Annotated in this window: 23 protein-coding genes; 12 read left to right on the top strand and 11 right to left on the bottom strand. The window is 73.3% G+C overall.

Going from position 1 to position 26,156, the window contains the following annotated elements:
• Positions 1-70 precede the first annotated feature (70 nt).
• Complete coding sequence (locus ACZ3ZD_RS28930; protein ID WP_467403346.1) at positions 71-1,432, top strand: FtsW/RodA/SpoVE family cell cycle protein; 1,362 nt, start codon at positions 71-73, stop codon at positions 1,430-1,432.
• A 35-nt stretch (positions 1,433-1,467) separates the two neighbouring features.
• Complete coding sequence (locus tag ACZ3ZD_RS28925; RefSeq protein ID WP_467403741.1) at positions 1,468-2,925, top strand: penicillin-binding transpeptidase domain-containing protein; 1,458 nt, start codon at positions 1,468-1,470, stop codon at positions 2,923-2,925.
• Positions 2,926-3,008: 83 nt separating this feature from the next.
• On the opposite strand, the gene ACZ3ZD_RS28920 is transcribed toward ACZ3ZD_RS28925, so the two are convergent.
• The gene (locus ACZ3ZD_RS28920) at positions 3,009-4,118 is read right to left on the bottom strand and encodes a ferritin-like domain-containing protein (RefSeq protein ID WP_467403343.1); all 1,110 of its coding nucleotides are present in this window, start codon (positions 4,116-4,118) and stop codon (positions 3,009-3,011) included.
• A gap of 122 nt (positions 4,119-4,240) precedes the next feature.
• Between ACZ3ZD_RS28920 and ACZ3ZD_RS28915 the strand changes: the two genes are divergently transcribed.
• The 4 genes from ACZ3ZD_RS28915 to ACZ3ZD_RS28900 all read left to right on the top strand — a co-directional run bounded on the left by ACZ3ZD_RS28915 (position 4,241) and on the right by ACZ3ZD_RS28900 (position 7,364).
• The gene (locus ACZ3ZD_RS28915) at positions 4,241-5,179 is read left to right on the top strand and encodes an AurF N-oxygenase family protein (protein WP_467403339.1); all 939 of its coding nucleotides are present in this window, start codon (positions 4,241-4,243) and stop codon (positions 5,177-5,179) included.
• A 68-nt stretch (positions 5,180-5,247) separates the two neighbouring features.
• Positions 5,248-5,904, top strand: coding sequence for a TetR/AcrR family transcriptional regulator (locus ACZ3ZD_RS28910; RefSeq protein ID WP_467403336.1), 657 nt, complete (start codon positions 5,248-5,250; stop codon positions 5,902-5,904).
• Positions 5,891-6,211: a hypothetical protein gene (locus tag ACZ3ZD_RS28905; protein WP_467403334.1), complete on the top strand. Its 321-nt coding sequence runs from the start codon at positions 5,891-5,893 to the stop codon at positions 6,209-6,211. Before ACZ3ZD_RS28910 ends, ACZ3ZD_RS28905 begins: the two co-directional genes overlap by 14 nt.
• A gap of 112 nt (positions 6,212-6,323) precedes the next feature.
• Positions 6,324-7,364, top strand: coding sequence for a C40 family peptidase (locus tag ACZ3ZD_RS28900; protein ID WP_467403331.1), 1,041 nt, complete (start codon positions 6,324-6,326; stop codon positions 7,362-7,364).
• A 33-nt stretch (positions 7,365-7,397) separates the two neighbouring features.
• Here ACZ3ZD_RS28900 and ACZ3ZD_RS28895 read toward each other — a convergent pair whose 3' ends face one another.
• From ACZ3ZD_RS28895 to ACZ3ZD_RS28875, 5 genes are read right to left on the bottom strand one after another with little or no spacing between them, the layout of a single operon-like run.
• Positions 7,398-8,651 carry a styrene monooxygenase/indole monooxygenase family protein gene (locus ACZ3ZD_RS28895; RefSeq protein ID WP_467403329.1) on the bottom strand — a complete coding sequence of 418 codons (1,254 nt, stop codon included), beginning with the start codon at positions 8,649-8,651 and terminating at the stop codon, positions 7,398-7,400.
• Positions 8,652-8,666: 15 nt separating this feature from the next.
• A complete protein-coding gene (locus ACZ3ZD_RS28890; protein ID WP_467403327.1) occupies positions 8,667-9,320 on the bottom strand; it encodes a GTP-binding protein in 654 nt (217 codons plus the stop codon).
• Positions 9,301-9,708: a DUF742 domain-containing protein gene (locus tag ACZ3ZD_RS28885; protein ID WP_467403324.1), complete on the bottom strand. Its 408-nt coding sequence runs from the start codon at positions 9,706-9,708 to the stop codon at positions 9,301-9,303. Before ACZ3ZD_RS28885 ends, ACZ3ZD_RS28890 begins: the two co-directional genes overlap by 20 nt.
• Positions 9,705-10,202: a roadblock/LC7 domain-containing protein gene (locus ACZ3ZD_RS28880; protein WP_467403322.1), complete on the bottom strand. Its 498-nt coding sequence runs from the start codon at positions 10,200-10,202 to the stop codon at positions 9,705-9,707. The genes ACZ3ZD_RS28885 and ACZ3ZD_RS28880 overlap by 4 nt, the downstream gene beginning before the upstream one ends.
• A complete protein-coding gene (locus ACZ3ZD_RS28875) occupies positions 10,199-13,084 on the bottom strand; it encodes a sensor histidine kinase (protein WP_467403319.1) in 2,886 nt (961 codons plus the stop codon). The genes ACZ3ZD_RS28880 and ACZ3ZD_RS28875 overlap by 4 nt, the downstream gene beginning before the upstream one ends.
• 372 nt (positions 13,085-13,456) lie before the next feature.
• On the opposite strand from ACZ3ZD_RS28875, the gene ACZ3ZD_RS28870 reads away from it, so the two are divergent.
• A complete protein-coding gene (locus ACZ3ZD_RS28870) occupies positions 13,457-14,245 on the top strand; it encodes a protein phosphatase 2C domain-containing protein (RefSeq protein WP_467403315.1) in 789 nt (262 codons plus the stop codon).
• Between the two features lie 31 nt (positions 14,246-14,276).
• Here the strand turns inward: ACZ3ZD_RS28870 and ACZ3ZD_RS28865 are convergent, their stop codons facing one another.
• Positions 14,277-14,768: a MarR family winged helix-turn-helix transcriptional regulator gene (locus ACZ3ZD_RS28865; protein WP_467403314.1), complete on the bottom strand. Its 492-nt coding sequence runs from the start codon at positions 14,766-14,768 to the stop codon at positions 14,277-14,279.
• A gap of 247 nt (positions 14,769-15,015) precedes the next feature.
• Here ACZ3ZD_RS28865 and ACZ3ZD_RS28860 point away from each other — a divergent pair, with 247 nt between their 5' ends.
• Both ACZ3ZD_RS28860 and ACZ3ZD_RS28855 read left to right on the top strand, forming a co-directional pair.
• The gene (locus tag ACZ3ZD_RS28860; RefSeq protein ID WP_467403310.1) at positions 15,016-15,852 is read left to right on the top strand and encodes a lysozyme; all 837 of its coding nucleotides are present in this window, start codon (positions 15,016-15,018) and stop codon (positions 15,850-15,852) included.
• Positions 15,853-15,993: 141 nt separating this feature from the next.
• A complete protein-coding gene (locus ACZ3ZD_RS28855) occupies positions 15,994-18,363 on the top strand; it encodes a SpoIIE family protein phosphatase (RefSeq protein ID WP_467403308.1) in 2,370 nt (789 codons plus the stop codon).
• Between the two features lie 64 nt (positions 18,364-18,427).
• Here ACZ3ZD_RS28855 and ACZ3ZD_RS28850 read toward each other — a convergent pair whose 3' ends face one another.
• The 4 genes from ACZ3ZD_RS28850 to ACZ3ZD_RS28835 all read right to left on the bottom strand — a co-directional run bounded on the left by ACZ3ZD_RS28850 (position 18,428) and on the right by ACZ3ZD_RS28835 (position 23,280).
• Complete coding sequence (locus ACZ3ZD_RS28850; protein ID WP_467403305.1) at positions 18,428-18,679, bottom strand: hypothetical protein; 252 nt, start codon at positions 18,677-18,679, stop codon at positions 18,428-18,430.
• A 158-nt stretch (positions 18,680-18,837) separates the two neighbouring features.
• Positions 18,838-19,848, bottom strand: a complete 1,011-nt coding sequence (locus ACZ3ZD_RS28845) for a serine/threonine-protein kinase (protein ID WP_467403303.1) — start codon at positions 19,846-19,848, stop codon at positions 18,838-18,840.
• Between the two features lie 131 nt (positions 19,849-19,979).
• Positions 19,980-22,400: an endopeptidase La gene (gene lon, locus ACZ3ZD_RS28840; protein ID WP_467403300.1), complete on the bottom strand. Its 2,421-nt coding sequence runs from the start codon at positions 22,398-22,400 to the stop codon at positions 19,980-19,982.
• Between the two features lie 115 nt (positions 22,401-22,515).
• Positions 22,516-23,280, bottom strand: coding sequence for a rhomboid-like protein (locus tag ACZ3ZD_RS28835; protein WP_467403297.1), 765 nt, complete (start codon positions 23,278-23,280; stop codon positions 22,516-22,518).
• Positions 23,281-23,454: 174 nt separating this feature from the next.
• Between ACZ3ZD_RS28835 and ACZ3ZD_RS28830 the strand changes: the two genes are divergently transcribed.
• The 3 genes from ACZ3ZD_RS28830 to ACZ3ZD_RS28820 all read left to right on the top strand — a co-directional run bounded on the left by ACZ3ZD_RS28830 (position 23,455) and on the right by ACZ3ZD_RS28820 (position 26,106).
• Positions 23,455-24,132, top strand: a complete 678-nt coding sequence (locus ACZ3ZD_RS28830; RefSeq protein WP_467403294.1) for a spermidine synthase family protein — start codon at positions 23,455-23,457, stop codon at positions 24,130-24,132.
• 112 nt (positions 24,133-24,244) lie between these two features.
• Positions 24,245-24,985, top strand: a complete 741-nt coding sequence (locus tag ACZ3ZD_RS28825; protein ID WP_467403291.1) for a response regulator transcription factor — start codon at positions 24,245-24,247, stop codon at positions 24,983-24,985.
• Positions 24,982-26,106 (top strand): HAMP domain-containing sensor histidine kinase, encoded by a 1,125-nt coding sequence (locus ACZ3ZD_RS28820; RefSeq protein ID WP_467403288.1) that lies wholly within the window; start codon positions 24,982-24,984, stop codon positions 26,104-26,106. The genes ACZ3ZD_RS28825 and ACZ3ZD_RS28820 overlap by 4 nt, the downstream gene beginning before the upstream one ends.
• Positions 26,107-26,156: the final 50 nt, after the last annotated feature.

Below are 26,156 nucleotides of genomic sequence, written 5' to 3'. Positions count from 1 at the left end.
GCGAAAACCGCCAGTAGTCCGAAAGGCCCTCTTCCCGGCACAAGACGCCCCATTTGGATAGGTTCCGGGCATGACGAACGCCGGAACCACCACGGCGGCGGTCCTCGCTCCCGCGCGCGCCGCACGCCTCCCCCGGCGCCGGGGCGTCGAACTCTCCCTGCTCGTGCTGGCCGTCCTGCTGTCCGTGTACGGATACTGCGCGGTGGGGATCGCCCGGACCGGCACCGTCCCACCCGGCGCGGCCGGCTACGGAGCCGGGCTCGGTGTGCTCGCCCTGTTCGCGCACATCGCCGTCCGCATCCGGGCGCCGTACGCCGATCCCCTGCCGCTGCCCATCGGGGTGCTGCTCAACGGGCTCGGGCTGGTGCTGATCTACCGGCTGGACCTGGAGACGCCGGGCGACCAGGCGGCCCCCACCCAGCTGGTGTGGTCCACGCTCGGCGTGGCGCTGTTCATCGCGGTCGTCCTGGTGCTGCGCGACCACCGGGTGCTCCAGCGGTACTCGTACGTCTGCGTGGTGGCCGCGCTCGTGCTGCTGGCGCTGCCGATCCTGTTCCCGGCGGTCAACGGCGCCCGGATCTGGATCCGGATCGCCGGGTTCTCCATCCAGCCGGGCGAGTTCGCGAAGGTGCTGCTCGCGGTGTTCTTCGCCGCCTATCTGGCCGCCAACCGCAACGCGCTCGCGTACACCGGCCGGCGGCTGTGGCGGTTGCAGTTCCCGACCGGGCGGGTGCTGGGGCCGATCCTGACGATCTGGCTGGTGAGCGTCGGCGTGCTGGTGCTGGAGCGGGACCTCGGGACCTCGCTGCTGTTCTTCGGGCTGTTCGTGGTGCTGCTGTACGTGGCCACCGGGCGCACCGGCTGGATCGCGGTCGGACTGCTGCTGGCCGTGGTCGGCGCCTTCGCGGTGGGGCGTCTGGAGCCGCACGTGGGCGGCCGGATCGAGGACTGGCTGCACCCGTTCGCCACGATCGAGGCCGGGCAGGGCCCCAACCAGCTCTCCCAGTCGCTGTTCGCGTTCGCCGCCGGCGGGGTCCTCGGCACCGGGCTGGGGCTCGGGCACTCCATCCTGATCGGCTTCGCCGTGAAGTCGGACTTCATCCTGGCGACCGCCGGGGAGGAGCTGGGCCTGGCGGGCCTCGCGGCGATCGTGCTGCTGTACGCGCTGCTGGTGGAGCGCGGTTACCGGGCTGGCCTCGCGCTGCGCGAGCCGTTCGGCCGGCTCCTCGCGGTCGGGCTGGCCTCGATCGTGGCGTTGCAGGTGTTCGTGATCGCGGGCGGGGTCACCGGGCTGATCCCGCTGACCGGCATGGCGATGCCGTTCCTCGCCCAGGGCGGCTCCTCGGTGGTCACCAACTGGGCGATCGTGGCGCTGCTGGTCCGGGTCAGCGACTCGGCGCGCAGCCAGTACGACGGGCGGGAGGCACCGTGAGCGACTACGACCGGATCCCCGAGGACGGGCGGCCGATGGGGAGGTACATCCGGCACGCCTGCGTCTTCTGCGCCCTGCTGCTGGCGGCCCTGCTGGTCAACGCGGCCCGCGTGCAGGTCGTGCAGTCCGGGGAGTACGACGGCAGTCCGGCCAACCGCCGGGCTACGATCGCCCGTTACCAGCAGCCACGCGGGAACATCCTGGTGGGCGGCGAGCCGGTCACCGGGTCGGTGGACACCGGCGAGCAGCTGCGCTTCGAACGCGCCTACACGGCGGGCCCGTTGTACGCGCCGGTCACCGGGTTCTCCTCGCAGAGGTACGGTACGACGTTCCTGGAGCACGCCGAGGACGGAGTGCTCTCCGGTACCGATCCGCTGCTGGCGCCGCTGCCGTTGTGGGGGGACGTGGCCCGGGCGCGGGACCGGGGCGGGGACGTCGTGACGACCCTCAGCCGGCGGGCGCAGGAGGCCGCGTACCGGGGGCTGGCCGGGCGCAAGGGCGCGGTGGCCGCGGTGGAGCCGGCCACGGGCCGGGTGCTGGCGCTGGTGACCAGTCCGTCGTACGACCCGTCGGAGCTGTCGGGCAACGACGAGGCGGTGTCGGCGGCGTGGGCGCGGCTCAACCACGACCCGGAGAAGCCGATGCTCAACCGGGCGGTACGGCAGACGTATCCGCCGGGGTCGACGTTCAAGGTGGTCACCGCGGCGGCGGCGCTGGACGCGGGCGTGGTCACGGACCTGGACGCGCCCACCGACTCCCCCGACCCCTACCGGCTGCCCGGCACCAGGACCCTGCTGACCAACGAGGGCGACGGCTGCCGGAACGCGTCGGTGCGCGATGCCTTCGAGTGGTCCTGCAACACGGTCTTCGCCAAGCTGGGCGTGGACGTGGGGGTGCGGGACATGACGACGACGGCCCAGGCGTTCGGGTTCAACGACACCGATCTGCGTGTGCCGTTCGCCGTGTCGAAGAGCACCTTCGACACGCGGGTGGACCGGGCGCAGCTGGCGCTGTCCTCGATCGGGCAGTACAACACGCGGGCCACGCCGTTGCAGATGGCGATGGTCGCGGCGGCGGTCGCGGACGGGGGCCGGCTGCGTCCGCCGTACCTGGTGGAGCGGACCACCCGGCACGGCGGTGAGACGGTCGCCGGCAGCGGGGCCCGGCCGGGGCGGCAGGTGATGCGTCCGGACACGGCGGCCCGGCTGAAGGAGCTGATGGCCGGTGTGGTCGAGGAGGGCACCGGCACCAACGCGGCGATCCCCGGCGCGCTGGTCGGCGGCAAGACCGGCACCGCCCAGCACGGGGTCGGCAACGCCGGGGTGCCGTACGCCTGGTTCCTGTCCTGGGCGCAGTCCGACGACGCGCCGGAGCCGCAGGTGGCGGTCGCGGTGGTGGTGGAGGACGCCTCGGCGGACCGGGGCGAGATCAGCGGCGGCGGCGACGCGGCACCGATCGCCCGAGACGTGATGCGAGCGGTACTGGACCGGTGAGGGTCCCTTGGCGGGCGGGGTCCCTCGCCCGGTGAGAACCCCCCTCGCCTCGTGAGAGCCGGCGTCCGAGCCGCCTCCGCTTCTCAGTCCCCCTTCGCCCCCGACTCGATCGCCGCCTCCACCTCCGCCACCCGGGCCCGTTCCTCGGCCGCGAAGCGCTCCGCGTCCAACCGGTCGGCCAGGTCCTCGTCCTGGGTCATCAGGGCGTCCAGGTCGGAGTCGCCCAGTTCGAGGACGCCCATGTCGACGTAGGCCCGCTGGAGGCGTTCGCCCCACAGGCCGATGTCCTTGACGCAGGGGACGATGCGGCTGAACAGGAGCTTGCGGAAGAGCCGGAGGAACTCGGACCGTTCGCTCAGCGCCTCCGCGTCGGCCTTCGGGATGCCGAAGTTCTGCAGCACCTCCACCCCGCGCAGCCGGTCGCGCATCAGGTGGCAGCCCTCGATGACGAACTCCTCGCGCTCGCGCAGTTCGGCGTCGGTGAGCTGCTTGTAGTAGTCGCGCAGCGCCATCCGGCCGAAGGCGACGTGGCGGGCCTCGTCCTGCATGACGTAGGTGAGGATCTGCTTCGGCAGCGGCTTGTCGGTGGTGTCCCGGATCATCCCGAACGCGGCCAGCGCCAGGCCCTCGATGAGGACCTGCATGCCGAGGTAGGGCATGTCCCAGCGGCTGTCGCGCAGGGTGTCGTCGAGCAGCGAGCGGAGGTTGTCGTTGACCGGGTAGACCAGGCCGATCTTCTCGTGCAGGAACCGGCCGTATATCTCGGCGTGCCGGGCCTCGTCCATGGTCTGGGTCGCGGAGAAGAACTTGGCGTCGAGGTCGGGCACCGACTCCACGATCCGCGCGGCGCAGATCATCGCGCCCTGCTCGCCGTGCAGGAACTGGCTGAACTGCCAGGAGGCGTAGTGCCGGCGCAGCTCGCCCTTGTCCTTGGCGGAGAGCTTGGCCCAGTACGGGGTGCCGTACAGGGACATGGCCTCCTCGGGTGTGCCGAGGGCGTCGTACGGGTCGACCTCCAGGTCCCAGTCGATGCGTGTCCGCCCGTCCCACTGCTTGTCCTTGCCCTTCTGGTACAGGGCGAGCAGGCGGTCGCGTCCGTCGTCGTACTCCCAGCTGAACCGGGCCGCGCCGGTGGCCGGCACCTGCCAGGGGGAGTCTCCCGGGTCGGCGGCGTAGAGGTCGTGGGTCGGCATACCCGGCAGGCTCACACGGGGAGGCGGGGACGACAAGTTGCGCGCGAGGGATTGACTGCCTTGCTGACAAGTAGTCTCATAAGTGCACGACGACTACCCCCGGGTAACGAGGTGAGGGAGCCATGACGACCCTGACGGAAGCGGACGCGCTGGACGGGCTGCGCGACGCGCTCGGCCTGCTCAAGGACCGGGAACAGGTGGCCGAAAGGCTGCTCGTCTCTTCCGCCAAGCACTCCTTCGACCCGGACGAGGAGCTGGACTGGGACGCGCCCTTCGAGGAGGGCAAGTGGTTCTGGCCGCCGGAGCTGGTCTCGCTCTACGGCACCCCGCTGTGGCGGCGGATGAGCGAGGAACAGCGCCTCCTGCTCTCCCGGCACGAGGCCGCCGCGCTGGCCTCGCTCGGCATCTGGTTCGAGATCATCCTCATGCAGCTGCTGGTCCGGCACATCTACGACAAGGCGGCGACGAGCGCCCACGTGCGGTACGCGCTCACCGAGATAGAGGACGAGTGCCGGCACTCGAAGATGTTCGCGCGGCTGATCACGCACGGCGGCACGCCCTGGTACCCGGTGAGCCGCGCGCACCGCAACCTGGGCCGCCTGTTCAAGACGATATCCACCACCCCGGGTTCCTTCACCGCCACGCTGCTCGGCGAGGAGGTCCTGGACTGGATGCAGCGGCTGACGTTCCCGGACGAGCGGGTGCAGCCGCTGGTCCGGGGCGTCACCCGCATCCACGTGATCGAGGAGGCCCGGCACGTCCGGTACGCCCGTGAGGAACTGCGGCGCCAGATGGTGACCGCGCCGAAGTGGTCCCAGGAGTTCACCCGGGTCACCTCCGGCGAGTTCGCCCGCGTCTTCTCGGTCGCCTTCGTCAACCCGGACGTCTACACCAACGTCGGCCTGGACAGGCGGGAGGCGCTGGCGCAGGTGAAGGCGAGCGGACACCGCCGGGAGGTCATGCAGTCGGGCGCGAAGAAGCTGACGGACTTCCTGGACGACATCGGGGTGCTGCGCGGTGCCGGCCGGCGGCTGTGGCGGTCGTCGGGCCTGCTGGCGTAGGCGGGGACGGCCACCAGCCGCGGGCGCGGGGGGACGGCCGGTGCCGGGCGGCGATTAGGCTGCTGGTCATGACCCCCTCGGCCACCCCCGCATACCGCCGGCTGAGCGTCGAGGAGCGGCGCAGCCAGCTCCTCGACGCCGCCCTGGGCCTCTTCGCGCACCGCGCCCCCGAGGACGTGTCGCTGGACGACGTGGCGGAGGCGGCCGGGGTCTCGCGGCCGCTGGTGTACCGGTACTTCCCCGGCGGCAAGCAGCAGCTGTACGAGGCCGCGCTGCGCTCGGCCGCCGAGGAGCTCCGGCGCTGCTTCGACGAGCCCCGCGAGGGCCCGCTGCTGCCCCGCCTGTCCCGCGTCCTGGACCGCTACCTGGCCTTCGTGGACGGGCACGACACCGGTTTCAGCGCGCTGCTCCAGGGCGGCAGCGTGGTGGAGACCTCCCGTACCACCGCCCTCGTGGACGGGGTGCGCCGGTCCGCGGCCGAGCACATCTACCAGCACCTGGGCATCACCGGTCCGGGCCCCCGGCTGCGCATGACGGTCCGGATGTGGATCACGGCCGTCGAGGCGGCCTCCCTGATCTGGCTGGACGAGGACAAGCAGCCCCCGGCCGGCGAGCTGCGCGACTGGCTGGTGGAGCAGTTCGTGGCCGTCCTCACGGTCACCGCGGGCCGGGACCCGCAGACCGCCGAGCTGGTCGGCGCGCTCGCCGCGGATGACCGAGACTGACCTCGTGAAGAGTCAGGACACCCCCTTCGAGGGCGGCCCCATGGACGGTCGCGTGCTGCCCGTCCTGCTCGGGCCCACCGGGCACCCCCCGAAGACGTACCGGATCCCCGTCCCCGACCCGGCGGGCGGTCCGCCCACGGTGCTGGTCTACCGCCGGGTGGCGCGCGGGCACAGCCGGCGGCTCGGGCTGCTCCAGGGGTGGAAGTACACGTACGACCCCGACGACACGTCCGCCGGAAGGCTCCGCTGGCCCTGGTCCAAGCCACATGCCACGCCGCCCGGCAAGCCGGATGACTCGAACGGGTGATTCCACTGCGCCGAACCGCGCAGGCGTCCCCCACCCACCACACCGACACGTCTGATTATCGGGTCGCGACGGGAGACGGAGGTTCCGCTCCCCGCGCCCCGGAGGTGATGACGTGTCAGCAAGGCTTCTGCGTCTGGCCTGTACGGCCACGGTGGCGGCCCAGGCCGTCCTCGCGCCCGCACCCGCCGCGGCCACGCCGGAACCGCAGCCGCCGGTGGCCCGTCTGCTGACGGACCTTCAGCAGCTGTACCGCCAGACCGAACAGGCCACCGAGACCTACGACGCCACGACGGAGCGGCTGGAGCGGCAGCGCGCCGAGGTGGCCCGGCTGGACGGCGAACTGGCCCGGGCCCGACTGGCGTTGCAGGACAGCCGGGCCGACGCCGGGCGCCTGGCCCGGCAGCAGTACCAGAACAGCGGCGGCCTCGGCCCGTACGTGCGGCTCCTCCTCGCGCCGGACCCGCAGCACGCGCTGGACGAGGGCCATGTCATCGGCGAGCTGGCCCGCGAACGGGCCCGCACGGTGGGCCGGCTGGCCGCGGCCGAGAAACGCAGGGACGCGCTGGCCCGCGCGGCCCGCAGGGCCCTGGACACCCAGCTCGGCCTGGCCGGCCGGCAGAAGCGGCAGCGCGACGACGTCCGGACCCGGCTCGCCGACGTGGAACGCCTGCTGGCGAGCCTCACCCCGGAGCAGCTCGCCGCGATCGCCCGCCTCGAACAACAGGGGGTCGCCACGGCCCAGCGGGCGCTCACCACCGCGGGCGCCCTCCCCGCCGACCGCGCCGCCTCACCGGCCGGCGACCGTGCCGTCCGCTACGCCCTGGACCAGATCGGCAAGCCGTACGCCTGGGGGGCGCGGGGACCGCAGGCGTACGACTGCTCGGGCCTCACCTCGGACGCGTGGGCCCACGCGGGCGCCCCGATCCCGCGCACCAGCCAGGAGCAGTGGGGCCGGCTGAGGCGGGTCCCGCTGAACCGGCTCCGCCCCGGCGACCTGGTGGTGTACTTCCCCGAGGCGACGCACGTGGCGATGTACGTGGGCGACGGCAGGGTCGTCCAGGCACCGCGCCCCGGAGCGAGGGTCGAGGTCTCGCCCCTGGCCTCCTACCCGGTCCTCGGCGCGGTACGGCCCGACCCCGCGGAGCGGAGCTAGCCGGCCCTGGACGGCCTGTGCCGCCCCGGCCCGTCAGGCGGTCGTCAGCGAGGACAGGTAGGCGGCCGTCCTGTCGGGGTCGTAGAAGAAGTCCTCGAAGTCGGCCGGGTTGTCGAAGGCGTTGGCGAACCGGTCCGCCACCGGCTGCAGCTGGCCGGCCGCGCCGATGAGGTTCAGCACGTGCTCCGGCGGCGGCGCCAGCATGGCGTTGGTCCACTTGGTGACGTGCTGCGCGGTGGCCCAGTACCGGTCGAAGGTCTGCCGCATCCACTCCTCGTCGAACGGCTGGTCACCGCGCTCCAGGATGGACGCCAGGTACGCGGCCGCGCACTTGGCCGCCGAGTTCGAACCCTGCCCGGTGATCGGGTCGTTGGCGACGACCACGTCGGCCACGCCGAGGACCAGCCCGCCGCCGGGCAGCCGGCCGACGGGGTTGCGGACGGTCGGCGCGTACCGGCCGGCCAGCGTGCCGCCGGCGTCGGTCAGCTCGACCTTGGTGGCCCGCGCGTACTCCCAGGGTGTGAACCTCTCCATCAGCTCCAGGGTCAGGGAGAGGTGCTCCGCCGGGTCCTTGACGCCGTGGAAGACGTCCAGCGGGCCGCCGGGCAGGCCCTCCCAGAACAGGATGTCGGCGCGGCCGGACGTGGTCAGGGTCGGCATCACGAACAGCTCGCCGACCCCGGGGACCAGGTTGCAGCGGACCGCGTCGAACTCCGGGTGCTCCGGGCGGGGACCGAGCCCGTGGACGTACGCCACCGCCAGCGCCCGCTGCGGCTCGGCGTACGGGGAGCGCTCCGGGTCGCGGGCGAACATCGACACCAGCTCGCCCTTGCCGGCCGCGACCAGGACGAGGTCGTAGGCGCGGGAGAAGTAGTCCAGGTCGCCGACCGCCGCGCCGTGGATGACCAGCTGGCCGCCGCGCTGCGCGAAGGTCTCCATCCAGCCGGCCATCTTCACCCGCTGGTCCACCGACTGCGCGTACCCGTCGAGCCGGCCCACCCAGTCGATCGCCCGCTGGGTGGGGCCCGGGTCGTGCGAGCCGGGGGCGGCGACCGAGACGCCGAGGCCCTCGATCCGCGGGGCCTGCGTCTCCCAGAAGTTCAGCTGGAGGTCGCGCTCGTGCCCCAGCGCCGTGTCGAACATGCACTGGGTGGACATGACCCGGCCCGAGCGGATCTCGTCCGCGGTCCGGTTCGACATCAGGGTGACCTCGTAGCCGTGCGACTGCAGGCCGAGGGCGAGCTGGAGGCCGGACTGGCCGGCTCCGACGACGAGTATCTTCCGCATGCGGGGGCTGTTCTCCTACTCGGGGGTTTCGTCCAGCGCGTGGGCGACGAGGGACAGGAGTGTCTCGATCACCGCGATCCTGCGCCGGGCGTCCATGATCATGACGGGGATGTGCGCGGGGATGGTCAGCGCCTCCCGCACGTCCTCCGGTGCGAAGCGCTCGCTGCCGTCGAAGTGGTTGACCGCGACGACGTACGGCAGCCCGCAGCTCTCGAAGTAGTCCAGCGCGGGGAAGCAGTCCTTGAGCCGCCGGGTGTCCGCGAGGACGACCGCGCCGATCGCGCCGCGCACCAGGTCGTCCCACATGAACCAGAACCGCTGCTGGCCCGGCGTGCCGAACAGGTAGAGCACCAGGTCGTCGTCGAGCGTGATGCGGCCGAAGTCCATGGCCACGGTGGTGGTGAGCTTGCCCGGGGTGGCCGACAGGTCGTCGGTGCCCTCGCTGGCCTCGGTCATCAGCGCCTCGGTCTGCAGGGGCGTGATCTCCGAGACGGAGGTGACCAGGGTGGTCTTGCCGACGCCGAAGCCGCCCGCCACCACGATCTTCGTCGCGACGGGGGCGCGGGTCCGGTCCGTCTGCCAGGACTTCAGGTCCTCGTCCGGCTCGGTGAAGCCGGCGAGGGGGGCGCCCCCGGGGGAGGCGGTGGCGTCAGAGACGGCGGAGTCCACTCAGCACCCTTTCCAGCAGCGCGCGGTCCGGACGGCCGGTGCCGTGACCGGTCCCGGTGCCGTATACACGGATCTTTCCCTGGTCCGCGAGGTCGCTCAGGAGTACGCGGACCACGCCGAGCGGCATCTTCAGCAGCGCGGCGATCTCGGCCACCGTGCGCATACGGCGGCACAGTTCGACGATGGCCCGCATCTCGGGCATGACCCGGGTGGTGAGGGCGCCGTTCGTCAGTTCCCTGCGCTCCTCCGGGGCCTCCAGCGCGGCCACGAACGTCTCCACGAGGAGGACGTGGCCGAAGCGGGTACGGCCGCCGGTGAGCGAGTAGGGGCGCACCCGGGCGGGTTTGCGGTCACCGCCCCGGACGGGCAGTTTCGGGGTGCCGCTCATCGGGTGCTCCCCGTCGACTCGCCCTCCAGGGACTTGCGCAGTTCGCTGCGCAGCTCGGGCGTCAGCACGTGTCCGGCCCGGCCCACGAAGAGCGCCATGTGGTACGCCACGACGCTCATGTCGCACTCGGCGGAACCGTGGACGCCGAGCAGCGAGCCGTCGCTGATCGACATCACGAACAGGCTGCCCTGCTCCATCGCGACCATCGTGTGCCGGACCGCCCCGGAGTCCATCAGCTTCGCGGCGCCGATGGTGAGGCTGCCGATGCCGGAGACGATGGTGGCGAGGTCGGCGGAGGAGCCCCGGGGGCCCTTCGCCGGGCGGGCCTGGCGGGACTGCTCCGTGTGACCCGGGTCGGACGAGAGCAGCAGCAGGCCGTCGGACGAGACCACGGCGACGGACTGGATGCCGGGTACTTCCTCGACCAGGTTGGTCAGCAACCAGTGCAGGTTGCGGGCTTCACTGCTCAGTCCGTAGGTAGTGGGCGCGGTCAACTGCTTGCCTCCTCGGCTGTGCCCCCCGTGGCTTCTTCGGCGTGTGCGTGGCTCGACGGCCGCTGGGTGTTGGCCGTCTGTTCGGCGATCTCCGCCTCTACGTCGCGGTAGCCGGCCTCGGCACCGCGGCGGAAGCCACCGAGCCTGCGGCGCAGGGCTTCCGCGTCCACGGACGCGCTGCGCGGGCGGGGCGGGGCGGTGGGTGCGGTGATCCTGGGTGTGCGCTTGGGAAGACCCTTGCTGGTGAGCCGCTCCTCGGGCTCGGCTTCGGGCTCGGGCGCGGGCTCGGGCTCGGTTTCGGGCGCGGCCTCGGTCCCGGTGACGGTCCGGGGCTCGGCTCCGATCCGGGGCTCGGCTCCGGTCCAGGTCTCGGCTCCGGCCCGGGGCCCGGCATCGGCCCGGGGCCCGGCATCGGCGTCGGCGGCTGCCGGGGCGTGCGGACGGTCCGGCTCCGCCGGTGCCGGCTGCGCCGGTGCGTCCGGGAGGAGGAGTTCCATCGTCGTCTCGGCGTAGCTCTCCGGCGGGGCCTTCGGGCGGGTCTCCGTGTCCTGTGCCGGCTGGGCGGCCTGCTCGTGGGCGTCCTCGGCCGACCGCTCCGGCACCTGTGCCGACGGCTGCCGCGGTGTCTCCTCGCCGGCCTGCCGTACCGCCTGCTCCGCCAGGCCGACGAGGAGGTCCTGGTGCTTGCGGGCGGGCAGGACGTTGGAGTTGGCCTCGGCGGCGGCGCCGGGGAGGGTGAAGGTGCCGGTGATGCCGGGGGCGATCCGGGGCGCCACGGCGGCGGGCGGGGGCGCGACGAGGAGGCCGGGCGGGAGCACCACCACCGCCGCGATACCGCCCTGCTTCTGCTCGCGCAGCTGGACGCGGACGCCGTGGCGGTGGGCGAGGCGCGCGACGACGTACAGGCCGAGGCCGAGGCCGTCCTCGCCCTCCTGGTCGTAGAGGGACTCGGGGTCGAAGTCGGCGAGGCGGGCGTTGAGGCGGGTCAGGCGGTCCTCGGCCACGCCGATGCCCTCGTCCTGCACCGACAGCATGACCTCGCCCGACTCCAGCAGCCAGCCGGAGACCTCGACCGGCAGGTCCGGCGGGGAGAACGCGGTGGCGTTCTCCATCAGTTCGGCCAGCAGGTGGGAGAGGTCGTCGGCGGCGAAGCCGGCCACGTGCGCGTGCGGCGGCAGGGCGGCGATGCGGACGCGCTCGTACCGCTCGATCTCGCTGACCGCCGCCCGGACCACGTCGACCAGCGGCACCGGGCCGGGGTGCTGCTGGACGTGCTCGGTGCCGGCGAGGACCAGGAGGTTCTCGCTGTGCCGGCGCATGACCGTGGCGAAGTGGTCCAGCTTGAACAGGGTGGCGAGGCGCTCGGGGTCCTGTTCCCGGTCCTCCAGGCCCTCGATGACCGCCAGCTGGCGCTCGACCAGGCCCAGGGTGCGCAGGGCCAGGTTGACGAAGGTGGTGCCGATGCTGGTGCGCAGCCGCTCCAGCTGGGCGGCGGAGTCGGCCAGCTCGGCGCGCAGCTCCTCACGGGCGTCGGCCATCTTCTGGCGCTGGCCGACCAGGTGCTTGCGGTCGGTCTCCAGGGTGGCCACGCGCTCGTGCAGTGCGACGGCGTGGCCGTGCAGGGCGTTGACCGAGCGGACCACCTGGGCGAACTCGTCGTTGCGGCCGGTGAAGGCGATCGGCTCCTGGCCGGCCGGCTCCTCGGCCTCCGCCAGGCGGGCGGAGCCGCGGCGCAGCACCGACAGCGGGCGGGTCAGCGAGCGGGCCATGGCGGTGGCCACACCGACCGCGACCAGCATCAGCACGCCGAGGACGGCGATCCGGATCTCCAGGGCGGTGACGTCGTCGTCCCGGAGCCGGGCGAGGTCCTTGGTGCGGTGGTCGTAGAGCGCGGACTCGGCGCCGCGCATCAGGTCGACGCGGGCGGACAGGGCCGCGTCCAGCTTCTTGGTGCTGGTGGTCAGCTCGCTGTCGGCCAGGGTGGGCTGGTCGGTGAGCGTGGACAGGTACGCGGTCGCCGAGTTGACCTCGGGGCCGGTGACCGTGGAGTCGTAGGAGTCGACGGCGGCCTTGGGCGCGTTCTCGCGGAAGTCGGCGAGGGCCGCGTCGGCACGCAGCCGGGCCTGCTGCGCGGCGGCGGTGAGCGCGTCACGCTGCTTGCGGTCCGTGGCCGTACCGGTGGCGGAGGTGGTGGGCAGGCCGGTGGTGGGGTCGATCACCGTCTGGGACCGGGACGGGATGTTCAGCGCGGCCAGCAGCAGGCCGCGGGCGGCGGCGGACTGCTGGACGGCGGAGTCCAGTTCGGCCAGGGCGTGGGCGCCGGAGCCGGCCCGTGGGGGCAGTTGCGCGGCCAGCTGCTCGGCGAGCCCGTGCAGTGCGGTGATGGCCGCCGAGTACGCCTGGTGGGTGCGCAGGGCGTCGGTCTTGCCGGTGAGGGCGGCCCGGCGCACTGTGTCGATGCCGTCGAGGGCGGTGCGCAGCCGCGCCGGGGTGTCGGTGTCGGCGCGCAGCTCCTCCACCTGCCGGTCCACGCGGGCGCTGCGGTCCTCGGAGGGCGCCTTGGACTTGGGGCGGCCGGCCGCGACGTAGGAGGTGACCTCGTCGCGTTCGTCGGCGAGGGAGTGGGCGAGGGTGAGCGCGTCCTGGGTGCGTCCGGCGAGGGTCACCAGGTCCTGGGACTCGCTGACGTCCTGGGAGGCGCTCAGCAGCGCGGGCGCGCCGGCCCCGGCGACGGCCGCGGCCACCACGGCGACGGCGACGATCAGCCGGGTGCGCACATGGGTGGGGCGGCCGGAGCCCACGGGGGTCTGGGGAACGGTCCCCTCGGGGACCGTCTGCCTGCCTGTGCGCCGAGGCCGCTTCTTCTGCACCGGTGCTCGCATTCCTGAACTCGTCTACCCAGGGGCCCGGGTGGCGCCCCGTCAGCTCGGTGCCAAGTGGTGCGTACACCCGGTTCGTACGGTTCCCGACCCTCCCAGCGCCGGTGGGCAGTGGTCGCGCATCACCTGACCCGCCACCCGAAGGAGTGAACATCGGAGGGGAGTTGGCGGGCAAGTTCCTCTGGCGCGTGCGGGGCCCTTGTGCGGTGGGCCGGTTGGACGCACGCGGCGGGCTTTGGCAGTATTCGCCACCACGTCTTTCCGGAGTGGACCATTCCTGCCCAAACCAGGCGCCTGACCTGGGCGGCCGTGAGGATTCGCCGGTGCTTGCCGGTCTTTGGCGCACGGCGTGAAGGCCTCGTGCAGACTGGCCGGATGCGCACTGATCTCGTTTCGGACTCCGGCGACGCGACCCGCCCCAACGAGGACTTCGCCGGTGTCGGACTTCCCGCCTCCGGACAGGGAGGTTGCGTGATCGTCCTGGACGGGGTCACGCCGCCGGCCGGTGGGACGGGCTGCCTGCACTCCGTTCCCTGGTTCACCGCGCGGCTGGGCGGAGCGCTGACCGAACTGACCCTTTCCGGGCGAGATCTGACGCTCACGGAGGTGCTCGCGCGGGCGATCCGGCGCACCGCCGAGGCCCACGCGGGCACCTGTGACCTTTCTCACCCGCGAACCCCCCAGGCAACCGTCGTCCTGGCCCGGTGGTCCGCCGCCGAGGTCGAGTACCTGGTGCTGTCCGACTCGGCGCTGCTGGTGCGGGGACCCGACGGCGCGGTCACCCCGGTGCTGGACGACCGGCTGGCCCGGCTGCCCCGGGCCGCGCTCGCCACCGACGCCCTGGTCGACACGCACCTGCGCAACAAGGAGGGCGGCTTCTTCACGGCCGCCGCCGACCCGGCCGTGGCCGTCCGGGCGGTCACCGGTGTCCTGCCCCGGCGGGAGGTCCGGGCGCTGGCCGCGCTGACGGACGGCGCGACCCGCTGGACGGAGCGGTTCCGGGAGGGCGACTGGACGGCGCTGTTCGACGTGGTCGCCAAGGAGGGCGCCCGCTCGCTGGTGGACCGGGTACGGGAGCTGGAGGCGGCGGACCGGGAGGAGCGGGCGTTCCTGGGGCGGAGCAAGACGCACGACGACGCGACGGTGGTGTACGTGGAGCTGTGACGGCCGGGCGCCGGGGGCGCCCTTGTCCGGCCTACTTGGCCATGACGCCGTTCAGCTCGTGCAGCAGCCGGGCCAGTTCGGCGACCTCGCGGCGGTCCCAGTGTGCGAGCTGGCGGACGTAGCGGGCGCGGCGGGCCTCGCGGACCGTGCCGACGCGGCGGCTGCCCTCCTCGGTGAGGGTGACGAGCCAGGCGCGGCCGTCGGCGGGGTCGGGTTCGCGGGCGATCAGGCCCAGGTCCTCCAGGGCGCGCAGCTGGCGGGACATGGTGGCCTTGCCGACGCCGATGTAGGCGGCCAGTGCCGTGGCCCGCTGGCCGCCCAGTTCGTCGAGCCGGATGAGCAGGCCGTAGGCGGAGGACTCCAGGTCGGGGTGGACCTCCCGGGCCATCTCGCCCTGGTTGGCCCGGGCGCGCCGGAGCAGCACGGTCAACTCGCGCTCCAGCGCCAGGAACTCCTGGTCCGCACCACTGGGTGTCACCTGGCCGGTGACGCCGTGGGCGGCACCGTTTCCGTCCTCGTGCACGTCAGCACCCCTGCTCGGTTTCGTGGTGGTGAAAGTTTCCGTCGAAAGTCGTCATCGCCGCAGCTCCGTCAGTATTTCGCAGGCGTAGACCAACGGCGTCGTCCGGACCCCCTTCCCACGTCGTCATCTACGTGCGTAGCTTCTTTACCACGCCCTTACTGGCATGCCCACGCCAGTGCACGGCGTCGAGCGCCACGAGCCCCCCACACAGCTCACTCCCCCACTTCGCTCCCCCCGGAGGCACGCCATGCCCGTGCTCAGACCCGGCCCCGCCCACCCGCGCCCCCGCGCCGTCCTCCTCACCGCGCTGCTCACGGCGCTGCTCACCGCGCTCTCCCTCAGCCTCCCGCTCGCCTCCGCCCGGGCCGCGAGCACGCCCGCCCGCGGCTCCGCCCACATGGGCATGGGCGTCCTCGCCCACGACGGCCGGGACGGGGCACCCGCCACCAAGGCCGCCACCCAGACCGAGGGCGTCGACGTCTCCGCGTACCAGGGCAACGTCGCCTGGTCGACGCTGTGGGGCAGCGGGGTGCGCTGGGCGTACACCAAGGCCACGGAAGGCACGTACTACACGAACCCGTACTTCGCCCAGCAGTACAACGGCTCCTACGGCGTCGGCATGATCCGCGGCGCCTACCACTTCGCCACCCCCGACACCACCAGTGGCGCCGCCCAGGCCGACTACTTCGTGGACCACGGCGGCGGCTGGTCCCGGGACGGCAAAACGCTGCCCGGAGCCCTCGACATGGAGTGGAACCCGTACGGCGCCGCCTGCTACGGCAAGACCGCGAGCCAGATGGTCGGCTGGATCACCGACTTCGTCACCACCTACAAGGCCCGCACCAGCCGGTACCCGGTGATCTACACGGCCGCCGGCTGGTGGACCCAGTGCACCGGCGACAGCGGCGCCTTCGCGGCGAACGACCCGCTGTGGATCGCCCGCTACGCCGCCGACCCCGGGACACTGCCGGCCGGGTGGACGTACTACACGATGTGGCAGTACACCTCCTCCGGACCGACCGTCGGCGACCACGACAGGTTCAACGGCGCGCTCGACCGGGTGCAGGCCCTGGCCCTCGGCTGAGGCGTCCCCGGTGACCCCCCGGCGGTCCCGGCGGCCCCGCACCGCCGGAGGCCACCGGGCCCGCCCGCGCTGCGTTGGTGCTCAGCGCCGCCCGGGATCATGCTGGAGGTGAGCCTGCCGAGCAAGGCGAGATGAGCGGCGATGGAGCGACAGTCGACGTACACGGCCACGGCCACCATCGATGAGCAGGGCATCCTGACCGGCTGGAGCGAGGGTGCGCGGTGGCTGCTCGGCTACGACTCCCCGGCGGTGGTCGGCCGGCCCGCCACCGCGCTGCTCGCCGGCGACCACACGGCGGTCCGCCGGGCACTGGCCGGCCGCACCCGCTGGAACGGCACCGTCCCGCTGCGCCACCGGGACGGCCGGCGACTGGACCTGGGCGTGCTCGTCCACCGCCGGACCTCGCCGGCCGGGGCCACCGACTGGCTGGTGGTGAGCGCCGTACCGGCCCGCGCCCGGCCGCCCCGCGGCGAACCGCTGGAGGAGTGGACGTTCCTCCAGTCCCCCTTTCCCCTGGCCATCTTCGACGCGGAGCTGCGCCTGGTACGCGCCAACCGCCGGCTGGAGCACGCCCTCGCCCTGCCCGAGGCGGCGATGCGCGGACTGGGCCTCGCCCACATCGTGCCGGGGGCCGCGAGCGAGGAGGCCGACCGGGCGATGCGGCTGGCGCTGGAGTCCGGCAGGCCGCAGGAGGCGCCGGTACGGCTCGGCGCGGAGCCCGGCCGAGCCGCCCTCGTCACCCCCCTGAAGGACGCCGACGGCCGGGTGCGGGCCGTGTGCCTGTCCGTGCAGAGCGCCCGGGAGACCGCCAACCCCCCGCCGCGGCCCCCGGACGGCTCCGGCCCGCCGGACGGGACACCGTCCGAACAGGCCCGTGCCGCCCGGGAACTCGGCGAGGTCACGGTCCCCCGGCTGGCCGACGTCATGACGGTCGACCTGCTCGACTCCCCGCGCAGCACCGCCGGGGCCGCCGCCCCGGAGCAGGTCGTGCTGCGCCGGGCCGCCCTGCGCGCGGTCCCGGACGGCGACCGGCCGGACCACGGCACCGGTGCCGGCCAGACCGGTGTCGGCCAGACCGTCGTCTGCCCGGCCGACTCGCCGGCCGCCCGCTGCCTGGCGACGGCCCGGCCGCAGTTGTACGACACGGCCGACCCGGACATCGCCGAGTGGGCGGCGCTGGACCCGGGCGCCGCCTGGCTGCGCGCGTCCGGGGCGCACTCCCTGCTGGCGGTGCCGCTGCTGGTGCCGGGGGCCGCCCTGGGCGTGGCCCTGTTCGGCCGGCACCCGGAGCGGGGGCCCTTCGGACCGGAGGAGCTGAGGCTCGCCGAGGAGTTCACCGCGAAGGCGGCCACCGGCATCGAGCAGGCGCACGACCGGCCCCGGTCCCGCACCACCACCATGGCCCTGCAACGCAGCCTGCTGCCGCACACGCTGCCCGAGCAGGGGGCGCTGGAGATCGCCACCCGCTACCTGCCGGCCGCGACCCGGGCCGGCGTGGGCGGCGACTGGTTCGACGTGATCCCGCTGTCCGGGGCGCGGGTCGCGCTCGTGGTCGGCGACGTGGTGGGCCACGGCATCCGGGCATCCGCCACCATGGGCCGGCTGCGCACGGCGGTGCGCACCCTGGCCGACGTCGACCTGCCGGCCGACGAGCTGCTCACCCACCTGGACGACCTGGTGCTGCGGCTGGCCGCCGACGAGGGCAGCGCGGACCCGGGCGCCGACACCGCCGGCGGCATCGGCACCACATGCCTGTACGCCGTCTACGACCCGGTCTCGCGCCGCTGCTCCGCGGCCCGGGCCGGGCACCCGCCGCCCGCGGTGGTGAGCCCGGACGGCACCGTCCGCTTCCTCGACGTGCCGGCGGGACCGCCGCTCGGGCTCGGCGGGCTGCCCTTCGAGGCGATCGAGGCGGAACTGCCCGAGGGCAGCCTGCTGGCGCTGTACACGGACGGGCTGCTGGAGGCCCGCGACCACGACATCGACGTGGCGCTGGACAAGATGTTCGCCGCGCTCGGCCGCCCCGCGACGTCCCTGGACGCGGTGTGCGACCGGGTCCTCACCGAGCTGCTCAGTCACCGCCCCGACGACGACATCGCCCTGCTGGTGGCCCGCACCCGGGCGCTGCACGAGGACCTGGTCGCCACCTGGCAGCTGGACGACCAGTTCACGGTGGTCGCGCTCGCCCGCCGGTACGCCACCGAGCAGCTCTCCGCGTGGGGCCTGGACGAGGCCGCGTTCACCACCGAGCTGATGGTCAGCGAGCTGGTCACCAACGCGATCCGCTACGGCCGCCCGCCCATCCGGCTCCGGCTGATCCACCAGGGCACCAAGCTGATCAGCGAGGTCTACGACTCCAGCGGCACCACCCCGCACATGCGCCGGGCCCGGATCTTCGACGAGGGCGGCCGGGGCCTGCTGCTGGTCGCCCAGCTCGCCGACCGCTGGGGCACCCGGCACGACCGGGTCGGCAAGACGGTGTGGGCGGAGCAGTCGCTGACCGCGCCCTGACCCGGGGTGGGACGGGCGGGCCGGATGACCCCGGCCCGCCCGTCCCGCCGTCGGCAGGAGTGCGTCAGCAGTAGTAGGAGTAGTACTCGTAGTAGTGGTCGTAGTCGTAGTAGTGACCGTGGTGACCGTGGTGACCGTGGTGTGCCGGGAGCTGGACGACCACCGGAGTCCGGGGCATCGGGGCCGCGCTCGCGGAGACGGCCGGCAGCATCACCCCGGCGGCGACCGCACCGGCCGAGACGGCGAGCGTGGCCAGGCGCAGGCGCATGCCCCGCTTCGAGCGGCGGTCCCCAAGGTTCTCGTTCGTGCGCTTCATGGCTTTTCTCCTTCTGTGTCGTTCCGTGTCGCGGGCCCTGTCGGTGTCCGGTGGTTCCGGTGCGGCCCGTGCTTCCAGTAGGCCGGAGCGGCACGGAAGGGTCATGTTCCGAGGACTCGGGACTTGACGGGGGAACGCGGCGGAGGAGAATGCGCCGGCTAGCGGGCCGCCCGGAGCACGGGACCGGCCCAGGCGGGCGGCCGGGGCAGCGGTTCGTACGGGGGTCCGTACGCCGGCTCAGGCGTCGCCTCAGGCGTCGGCTCAGGTGTCGGCTCAGGTGTCGGCGCGGGTCCGCGCGGGCCGGCCTCGGCGACCGCGCCGCGCAGGGCCGCCACGAACTCCAGGCAGGTGCCGTAGCGGTCGTCGGGGATCTTCGCCAGGGCCCGGTGCAGCACCTCGTCCACGCCGGCCGGGATGTCCGGCCGCTCCGCGCTCACCGCGGGCGGCGGGTCGTACTGGTGGGCCCAGAGCAGCTCCAGCTGGTCCGCCCGGCGGAAGGGCGGGGCGCCCGTCAGGGTCTCGTGGACCACACAGGCGAGGCTGTACTGGTCGGACCGGCCGTCCACCGGGCGCCCGGCGATCCGCTCGGGCGCCACGTAGTCCAGCGTGCCGACGAACTCGCCCGCCGTGGTGAACCCGGTGAGCGACAGCGACTTCTTCGCCAGGCCGAAGTCGGTCAGGTAGACGTGCTCGGGGTGGTCGCTGTCGACGCCCTTGGCGACCAGCACGTTGCCCGGTTTGACGTCCCGGTGCACCAGGTCGCGGGCGTGGGCCGCGTCCAGCGCGGAGGCCAGCTGGGCGGCGATGCGCAGCGCGGCCGGCACCGGGAGCGGGCCCTCGCGGTCGAGCAGGGCGCGCAGGTCGAGGCCGGAGACGAAGCACATGGCGATGTACAGGACCCCGTCCGCCTCGCCGGCCTCGAAGACGGGCACGATGTTGGGGTGGTCGATGGCGGCGGCCACCCGGGACTCCTGGGCGAAGCGGTTGCGGAAGGCCTCGTTGCGCGTGTACTCGGGGGCGAGCAGCTTCAGGGCGACCGTGCGGCCCAGGCGCAGGTCCCTGGCGCAGTAGACGACGGCCATGCCGCCGCGGCCGAGTTCGCGCTCCACCCGGTAGCCCGCGATCTCGGCCCCGATCAGGCCGGGGGCGTGCCCGGCGGGCCGGCTCACGCCTGAATTCTACCGAGTGAGCCCGTTCCGGGCGTACGGCGCGGGCCCGGGCCTCCGCACGGAGACCCGGGCCTCCCCGACGCCGTCCCCCGCGCCCCTCGGCCCACCGAGGGACGCGCGCCACGCGCTCGTCAGGCCGCGACCGGCACCTCAGGCGCCGCGTCGCTCGTGGCGGGCGCGAGCGCCAGCTCCAGGACCTGGCGGACGTCGGTCACGGGGTGGACGTCCAGCCTTTCCAGCACCTCGGCCGGGACATCGTCCAGGTCGGGCTCGTTGCGCTTGGGGATGATGACGGTGGTCACCCCGGCGCGGTGGGCGGCGAGCAGCTTCTGCTTCAGCCCGCCGATGGGCAGCACCCGGCCGGTCAGCGAGACCTCGCCGGTCATGGCGACGTCCGTGCGGACCAGGCGGCCGGAGAGCAGCGAGGCGAGGGCCGTGGCCATCGTGACGCCCGCGCTCGGCCCGTCCTTCGGCACCGATCCCGCCGGGAAGTGGATGTGCACGCCCCGGTCCTTCAGGTCGGCCACGGGCAGCTCCAGTTCGGCGCCGTGGCTGCGCAGGAAGCTCAGCGCGATCTGCGCCGACTCCTTCATCACGTCACCGAGCTGGCCGGTGAGGGTCAGGCCCGCCGCGCCCGTCTCCGGGTCGGCCAGGGACGCCTCCACGAACAGCACGTCGCCACCGGCGCCGGTGACGGCGAGTCCGGTCGCCACACCGGGTACGGCCGTACGGCGCTCGGCCGGGTCCTGGGCGGACTCGGGCACGTGGTGCGGCCGGCCGATCAGGGCGCGCAGCTCGCCGTCGGTGACGGTGAACGGCAGCTCCCGCTCGCCCAGTTCGTGCTGGGCGGCGATCTTCCGCAGCAGCCGTGCGAGGGACCGCTCCAGGGTGCGCACACCCGCCTCGCGGGTGTACTCGCCGGCGAGCTTGCGCAGCGCGCTCTCGTCGAGCGTGACCTCGCCCTCGTCCAGACCGGCCCGCTCCAGCTGGCGCGGGAGCAGGTGGTCGCGGGCGATAACGACCTTTTCGTCCTCGGTGTAGCCGTCCAGGCGGACGATCTCCATCCGGTCGGCGAGGGCCTCCGGGATCGCCTCCAGGACGTTGGCGGTGGCGAGGAAGACCACGTCGGACAGGTCGAGTTCGACCTCCAGGTAGTGGTCCCGGAAGGTGTGGTTCTGCGCCGGGTCGAGCACCTCCAGGAGGGCGGCGGCCGGGTCGCCCCGGAAGTCCGAGCCCACCTTGTCGATCTCGTCCAGCAGGACCACCGGGTTCATCGACCCGGCCTCCTTGACGGCGCGCACGATCCGGCCGGGCAGCGCACCGACGTACGTGCGGCGGTGACCGCGGATCTCGGCCTCGTCGCGGACGCCGCCGAGGGCGACGCGGACGAACCTGCGTCCCATGGCGTGGGCGACACTTTCGCCGAGACTGGTTTTTCCGACCCCAGGGGGGCCGACCAGGGCGAGTACGGCGCCCCCACGCCGGCCGCCGATGACGCCCAGGCCCCGGTCGGTGCGCCGCTTGCGCACGGCCAGGTATTCGGTGATGCGCTCCTTGACGTCCTCCAGGCCGGCGTGCTCGGCGTCGAGGACCGCCCGGGCGCCCTGGATGTCGTAGGCGTCCTCGGTCCGCTCGTTCCACGGCATCTCCAGGACGGTGTCCAGCCAGGTGCGGATCCAGGAGCCCTCGGGCGACTGGTCGGAGGCGCGCTCCAGCTTGTCGACCTCCTTGAGGGCGGCCTCGCGGACCTTCTCCGGCAGGTCGGCGGCCTCGACGCGGGCCCGGTAGTCGTCGGACTCCTCGCCCTCCTTCTCGCCGTTCAGCTCGCGCAACTCCTTGCGGACCGCCTCCAGCTGACGGCGCAGCAGGAACTCGCGCTGCTGCTTGTCGACGCCCTCCTGGACGTCCTTGGCGATGGTCTCGGCCACGTCCTGCTCCGCGAGGTGGTCGCGCAGCTGCTGGGTGGCGAGCTTGAGCCGGGCCACCGGGTCGGCGGTCTCCAGCAGTTCGAGCTTCTGCTCGGTGGTGAGGAACGGCGAGTAGCCGGAGTTGTCGGCCAGCGCCGGCACGTCGTCGATGGCCTGGACGCGGTCCACGACCTGCCAGGCGCCGCGCTTCTTCAGCCAGGTGGTGGCGAGCGCCTTGTACTCCTTGACCAGCTCGGCGACCTGGCCGGGCAGCGGTTCCGGGACGTCCTCCGCGACGCGGGCGCCCTCGACCCAGAGCGCGGCGCCGGGGCCGGTGGTGCCGGCGCCGATGCGCACCCGGCTCCGGCCGCGGATCAGGGCCCCCGGGTCACCGTCGGCGAGCCGGCCGACCTGCTCCACCGTGCCGAGGACGCCGGTCCTGGCGTACGTGCCGTCGACGCGTGGCACCAGCAGCACCCTGGGCTTCCCGGGTTCCGAGCGGGCGGCGGCCTGCGCGGCCTCCACCGCGGCCCGCACCTCGGCGTCGCTCAGGTCCAGCGGAACCACCATCCCGGGCAGCACGACCTCGTCGTCGAGCGGCAGCACGGGCAGGGTCAGCGTGAACGCCGATGACTCAGCAGCCATGATCTCCCCTTAGGCAGTCAACTTGAGCTATGCCGACTCAATGTTCCGGCGTCGCGGAATGTTCCCAGGCGGGTGTTCGCTGTGAGCGATCATGTGCGCCCGAGGGGGGCGGGGGTCAGGCGGACCGGTGCCAGCGCCGGACCAACGGCCACGTCGACACGCCCGTGACCAGCGCGATCACATGGCCCCAGTCGGTCAACGGGTCCGTGTAGGCGAACAGGTCGGTCAGCAGGACCCCGGCCGTCAGGCCCAGGGCGGTCCAGCGCAGCCGGGGCCGGAGCAGGCCCGCGAGGGCGCCGAGGCTGGCGGCCACGCCGAAGCTGATGCCGTAGTCGAGTCGGTGCAGCGAGGTGCCGGGCAGGTGGCCGGCGAGGACGGCGAGGCCCACCGGCACCTCGGTGGCGAGGGTGGCCAGGACATGGCCGAGCAGGAAGACGCCGGCGGCCCGCGCTCCGCCTATCCGCCGCTCCAGCGCGGTGAGCACCAGCACGAACAGGACCGCGTACGGCGAGAGGACCCCGCCCGCGATCCACAGGGCGCTGGCCAGCAGCACCGGCACCGGCGTGCGCACCAGGTGGACCACGTCCGTGCTGGAGCCCTGGTGCAGGGCGTGCACCAGGGCGGGGTCGGCCAGGGCCGCGACCAGGGAGGTGACGGCCAGGACGGCCGCGTAGGCGAAGGTGAACGGGGTGCCGGCCGGGGTGGGCAGCGGGAGGGACCGCCAGGCGGGGGCGGGGGCCGGGACGGGAACGGCAGCGGTCACGGCGGCCGGGGCCGGGGTGCCGGTGCGCGGGCGAGGCCTGCCGGCCGGCAGGCCGACCGGCACCGGTACGGCGGCCGTACCGTCCGGGAGGGAGGCGTCCGGCGCAGGGCCCGTCATGCCGCGTTCCACGCTGAGGCGCTCCTTCCGTTCAGGCCCCACCCTTCGTCCTCGGCGTGTCGCTGTCTATGACCGGGGCCACGCGGGAGGGGATTCTCAGCAACCTCTCACCCGCGGCCGTGCGTCATCCGCAATTCACGTGAACGCCGGGCCCTGTTCGAGCAGGATGGGCTCATGACTGCCGTGTACGACACTCCCGTGGTCCTGGACCGGCGCGACGGCCCGTACGGCGAGGTGGTGCTGCGCCGGCACGGCGCGCTGCTGCAGATCATCGCCAACGGCTGTTTCCTGATGGACACCTCCGACGGGCGCTCGGAGCGGCTGCTGGTCGACGCGGCCCGCGCCGCGCTGGACGGCCGGCCGGCGCCGGGGCTGCTGCTCGGCGGGCTGGGCGTGGGCTTCTCGCTCGCGCACGCGGCCGCCGACCCGCGCTGGGGACGGATCACCGTGGTGGAGCGGGAGCCCGCCGTCGTCGACTGGCACCGGGACGGCCCGCTGGCCGAGGTGTCGGCGGGCGCGCTCGCCGACCCGCGGACCTCGATCGTGGAAGCGGACCTCCTCGCGTACGTCCATGAGACATCGGACACGTTCGACGCGCTGTGCCTCGACATCGACAACGGCCCCGGCTGGACCGTCACGGAGGGCAACGACGGCCTCTACGCACCGGCCGGACTCGCCGCGTGCGCCCGGCTGTTGAGACCCGGCGGGGTGCTCGCGGTGTGGTCGGCCGAACCCTCTCCGGAATTTGAAGGAAGCTTGCGGAATGCCGGGTTCCGGCAGGTGCGTACCGAAGAGGTGCCTGTTGCCCGGGGCGTTCCGGACGCCGTCCACCTCGGCGTCCGACCTGGATAGCGACAGCGCGGTGAGTCCCCGTAATGTGCTGCTCTGACGCGGATCATTCAAGCGTCAATCGCAGACATGGGATCACCCCACGGATTCCGGAAAGCAACAACAGGGGCGGGCGATGGAGCAGACACACACCTCCCAGAGCGGCGCGGCGACGACCACCCCGGGCGCACAGCGCCGGGTGCTGGTGGTCGAGGACGACCCCACGATCGTCGACGCCATCGCGGCCCGGCTCCGCGCCGAGGGATTTCTGGTGCAAACCGCGGGCGACGGTCCGGCCGCGGTCGACACGGCCGAGGCCTGGCAGCCCGACCTGCTGATCCTCGACATCATGCTGCCCGGCTTCGACGGGCTCGAGGTCTGCCGGCGGGTGCAGGCGCAGCGGCCGGTGCCGGTGCTGATGCTCACCGCGCGGGACGACGAGACGGACATGCTGGTCGGGCTCGGCGTCGGCGCCGACGACTACATGACCAAGCCGTTCTCGATGCGGGAGCTGGCGGCCCGGGTGCACGTGCTGCTGCGCCGGGTGGAGCGGGCCGCGCTGGCCGCCACCACGCCCCGCTCCGGCATCCTGCGCCTGGGCGAGCTGGAGATCGACCACGCGCAGCGCAGGGTGCGGGTGAAGTCGGAGGACGTCCACCTGACCCCCACCGAGTTCGACCTGCTGGTGTGCCTGGCGAACACCCCCCGCGCGGTGCTCTCCCGGGAGCAGCTGCTGGCCGAGGTGTGGGACTGGGCGGACGCCTCCGGCACCCGCACGGTCGACAGCCACATCAAGGCGCTGAGGCGGAAGATCGGCGCCGAGCGGATCCGCACCGTGCACGGGGTGGGGTACGCGCTGGAGACGCCGAACCCGTGAGCACCGACGGGCGCCAGGCCGCACGGAGGAGCCCCGGGATCCCCGCCGAGGAACCCTGGGGCGGCGTACGCCCGTTCTCGATCAAGACCAAGCTGGGCGCGCTCGTCGTCATCTCGGTGCTGATCACCACCGGTCTGTCGATCGTCGCGGTGCACACCAAGACGGAGCTGCGCTTCATCACGGTCTTCTCGATGATCGCCACCCTGCTCATCACGCAGTTCGTGGCGCACTCGCTCACCATGCCGCTGGACGAGATGAACGCGGTGGCCCGCTCCATCTCCGAGGGCGACTACACCCGCCGGGTGCGCGAGAACCGCCGGGACGAGCTGGGCGACCTGGCCGAGACGATCAACGTCATGGCCGATGAGCTGGAGGCCCAGGACAGCCAGCGCAAGGAGCTGGTCGCGAACGTCTCGCACGAGCTGCGCACCCCGATCGCCGGGCTGCGCGCGGTGCTGGAGAACATCGTCGACGGGGTCACCGAGGCCGACCCGGAGACCATGCGGACGGCCCTGAAGCAGACCGAGCGGCTCGGCCGCCTGGTGGAGACCCTGCTGGACCTGTCCCGGCTCGACAACGGCGTCGTCCCGCTGAAGCTGCGCCGCTTCGAGGTGTGGCCGTACCTGTCGGGCGTGCTGAAGGAGGCCAACATGGTCGCCTCCGCGCGCGCGGGCATGCCCACCGGCTCCGGCAGCCACACGCGCAAGGACGTCCATCTGCACCTCGACGTCTCCCCGCCGGAGCTGACCGCGCACGCGGACCCCGAGCGCATCCACCAGGTCGTCGCGAACCTGATCGACAACGCCGTCAAGCACAGCCCGCCGCACGGCCGGGTCACCGTGCGGGCCCGGCGCGGGCCGCAGCCCGAGTCGCTGGAGCTGGAGGTCCTGGACGAGGGTCCCGGCATCCCCCGCTCCGAGTGGCACCGGGTGTTCGAGCGGTTCAACCGGGGCGCCGTCACCCGGCCGCACGGGCCGGGCAGCGACGGCGGTACGGGACTGGGGCTGGCGATCGCCCGGTGGGCGGTGGACCTGCACGGCGGCCGGATCGGTGTGGCCGAATCGGAGCGGGGCTGCCGGATCATCGTCACCCTCCCGGGCCTGACTTCCGTGCCAAGTTGACGTAAAGTCCGAACCGGAAGCACAAGATCCACGACGGTCGCTGCCCGTTC

The organism is Streptomyces sp. NPDC023481 (assembly GCF_055560195.1).
This window is presented reverse-complemented; position numbering and strand designations above follow the sequence as displayed.

Bases quoted from the DNA above. Each gene is read 5' to 3' on its own strand.
- ACZ3ZD_RS28930 (WP_467403346.1), top strand. From the start codon at position 71: ATGACGAACGCCGGAACCACCACGGCGGCGGTCCTCGCTCCCGCGCGC.
- ACZ3ZD_RS28925 (WP_467403741.1), top strand. From the start codon at position 1,468: ATGGGGAGGTACATCCGGCACGCCTGCGTCTTCTGCGCCCTGCTGCTG.
- ACZ3ZD_RS28920 (WP_467403343.1), bottom strand. From the start codon at position 4,118: ATGCCGACCCACGACCTCTACGCCGCCGACCCGGGAGACTCCCCCTGG.
- ACZ3ZD_RS28915 (WP_467403339.1), top strand. From the start codon at position 4,241: ATGACGACCCTGACGGAAGCGGACGCGCTGGACGGGCTGCGCGACGCG.
- ACZ3ZD_RS28910 (WP_467403336.1), top strand. From the start codon at position 5,248: ATGACCCCCTCGGCCACCCCCGCATACCGCCGGCTGAGCGTCGAGGAG.
- ACZ3ZD_RS28905 (WP_467403334.1), top strand. From the start codon at position 5,891: ATGACCGAGACTGACCTCGTGAAGAGTCAGGACACCCCCTTCGAGGGC.
- ACZ3ZD_RS28895 (WP_467403329.1), bottom strand. From the start codon at position 8,651: ATGCGGAAGATACTCGTCGTCGGAGCCGGCCAGTCCGGCCTCCAGCTC.
- ACZ3ZD_RS28885 (WP_467403324.1), bottom strand. From the start codon at position 9,708: ATGAGCGGCACCCCGAAACTGCCCGTCCGGGGCGGTGACCGCAAACCC.
- ACZ3ZD_RS28875 (WP_467403319.1), bottom strand. From the start codon at position 13,084: ATGCGAGCACCGGTGCAGAAGAAGCGGCCTCGGCGCACAGGCAGGCAG.
- ACZ3ZD_RS28870 (WP_467403315.1), top strand. From the start codon at position 13,457: ATGCGCACTGATCTCGTTTCGGACTCCGGCGACGCGACCCGCCCCAAC.
- ACZ3ZD_RS28860 (WP_467403310.1), top strand. From the start codon at position 15,016: ATGCCCGTGCTCAGACCCGGCCCCGCCCACCCGCGCCCCCGCGCCGTC.
- ACZ3ZD_RS28855 (WP_467403308.1), top strand. From the start codon at position 15,994: ATGGAGCGACAGTCGACGTACACGGCCACGGCCACCATCGATGAGCAG.
- ACZ3ZD_RS28850 (WP_467403305.1), bottom strand. From the start codon at position 18,679: ATGAAGCGCACGAACGAGAACCTTGGGGACCGCCGCTCGAAGCGGGGC.
- lon (WP_467403300.1), bottom strand. From the start codon at position 22,400: ATGGCTGCTGAGTCATCGGCGTTCACGCTGACCCTGCCCGTGCTGCCG.
- ACZ3ZD_RS28835 (WP_467403297.1), bottom strand. From the start codon at position 23,280: ATGACGGGCCCTGCGCCGGACGCCTCCCTCCCGGACGGTACGGCCGCC.
- ACZ3ZD_RS28830 (WP_467403294.1), top strand. From the start codon at position 23,455: ATGACTGCCGTGTACGACACTCCCGTGGTCCTGGACCGGCGCGACGGC.
- ACZ3ZD_RS28825 (WP_467403291.1), top strand. From the start codon at position 24,245: ATGGAGCAGACACACACCTCCCAGAGCGGCGCGGCGACGACCACCCCG.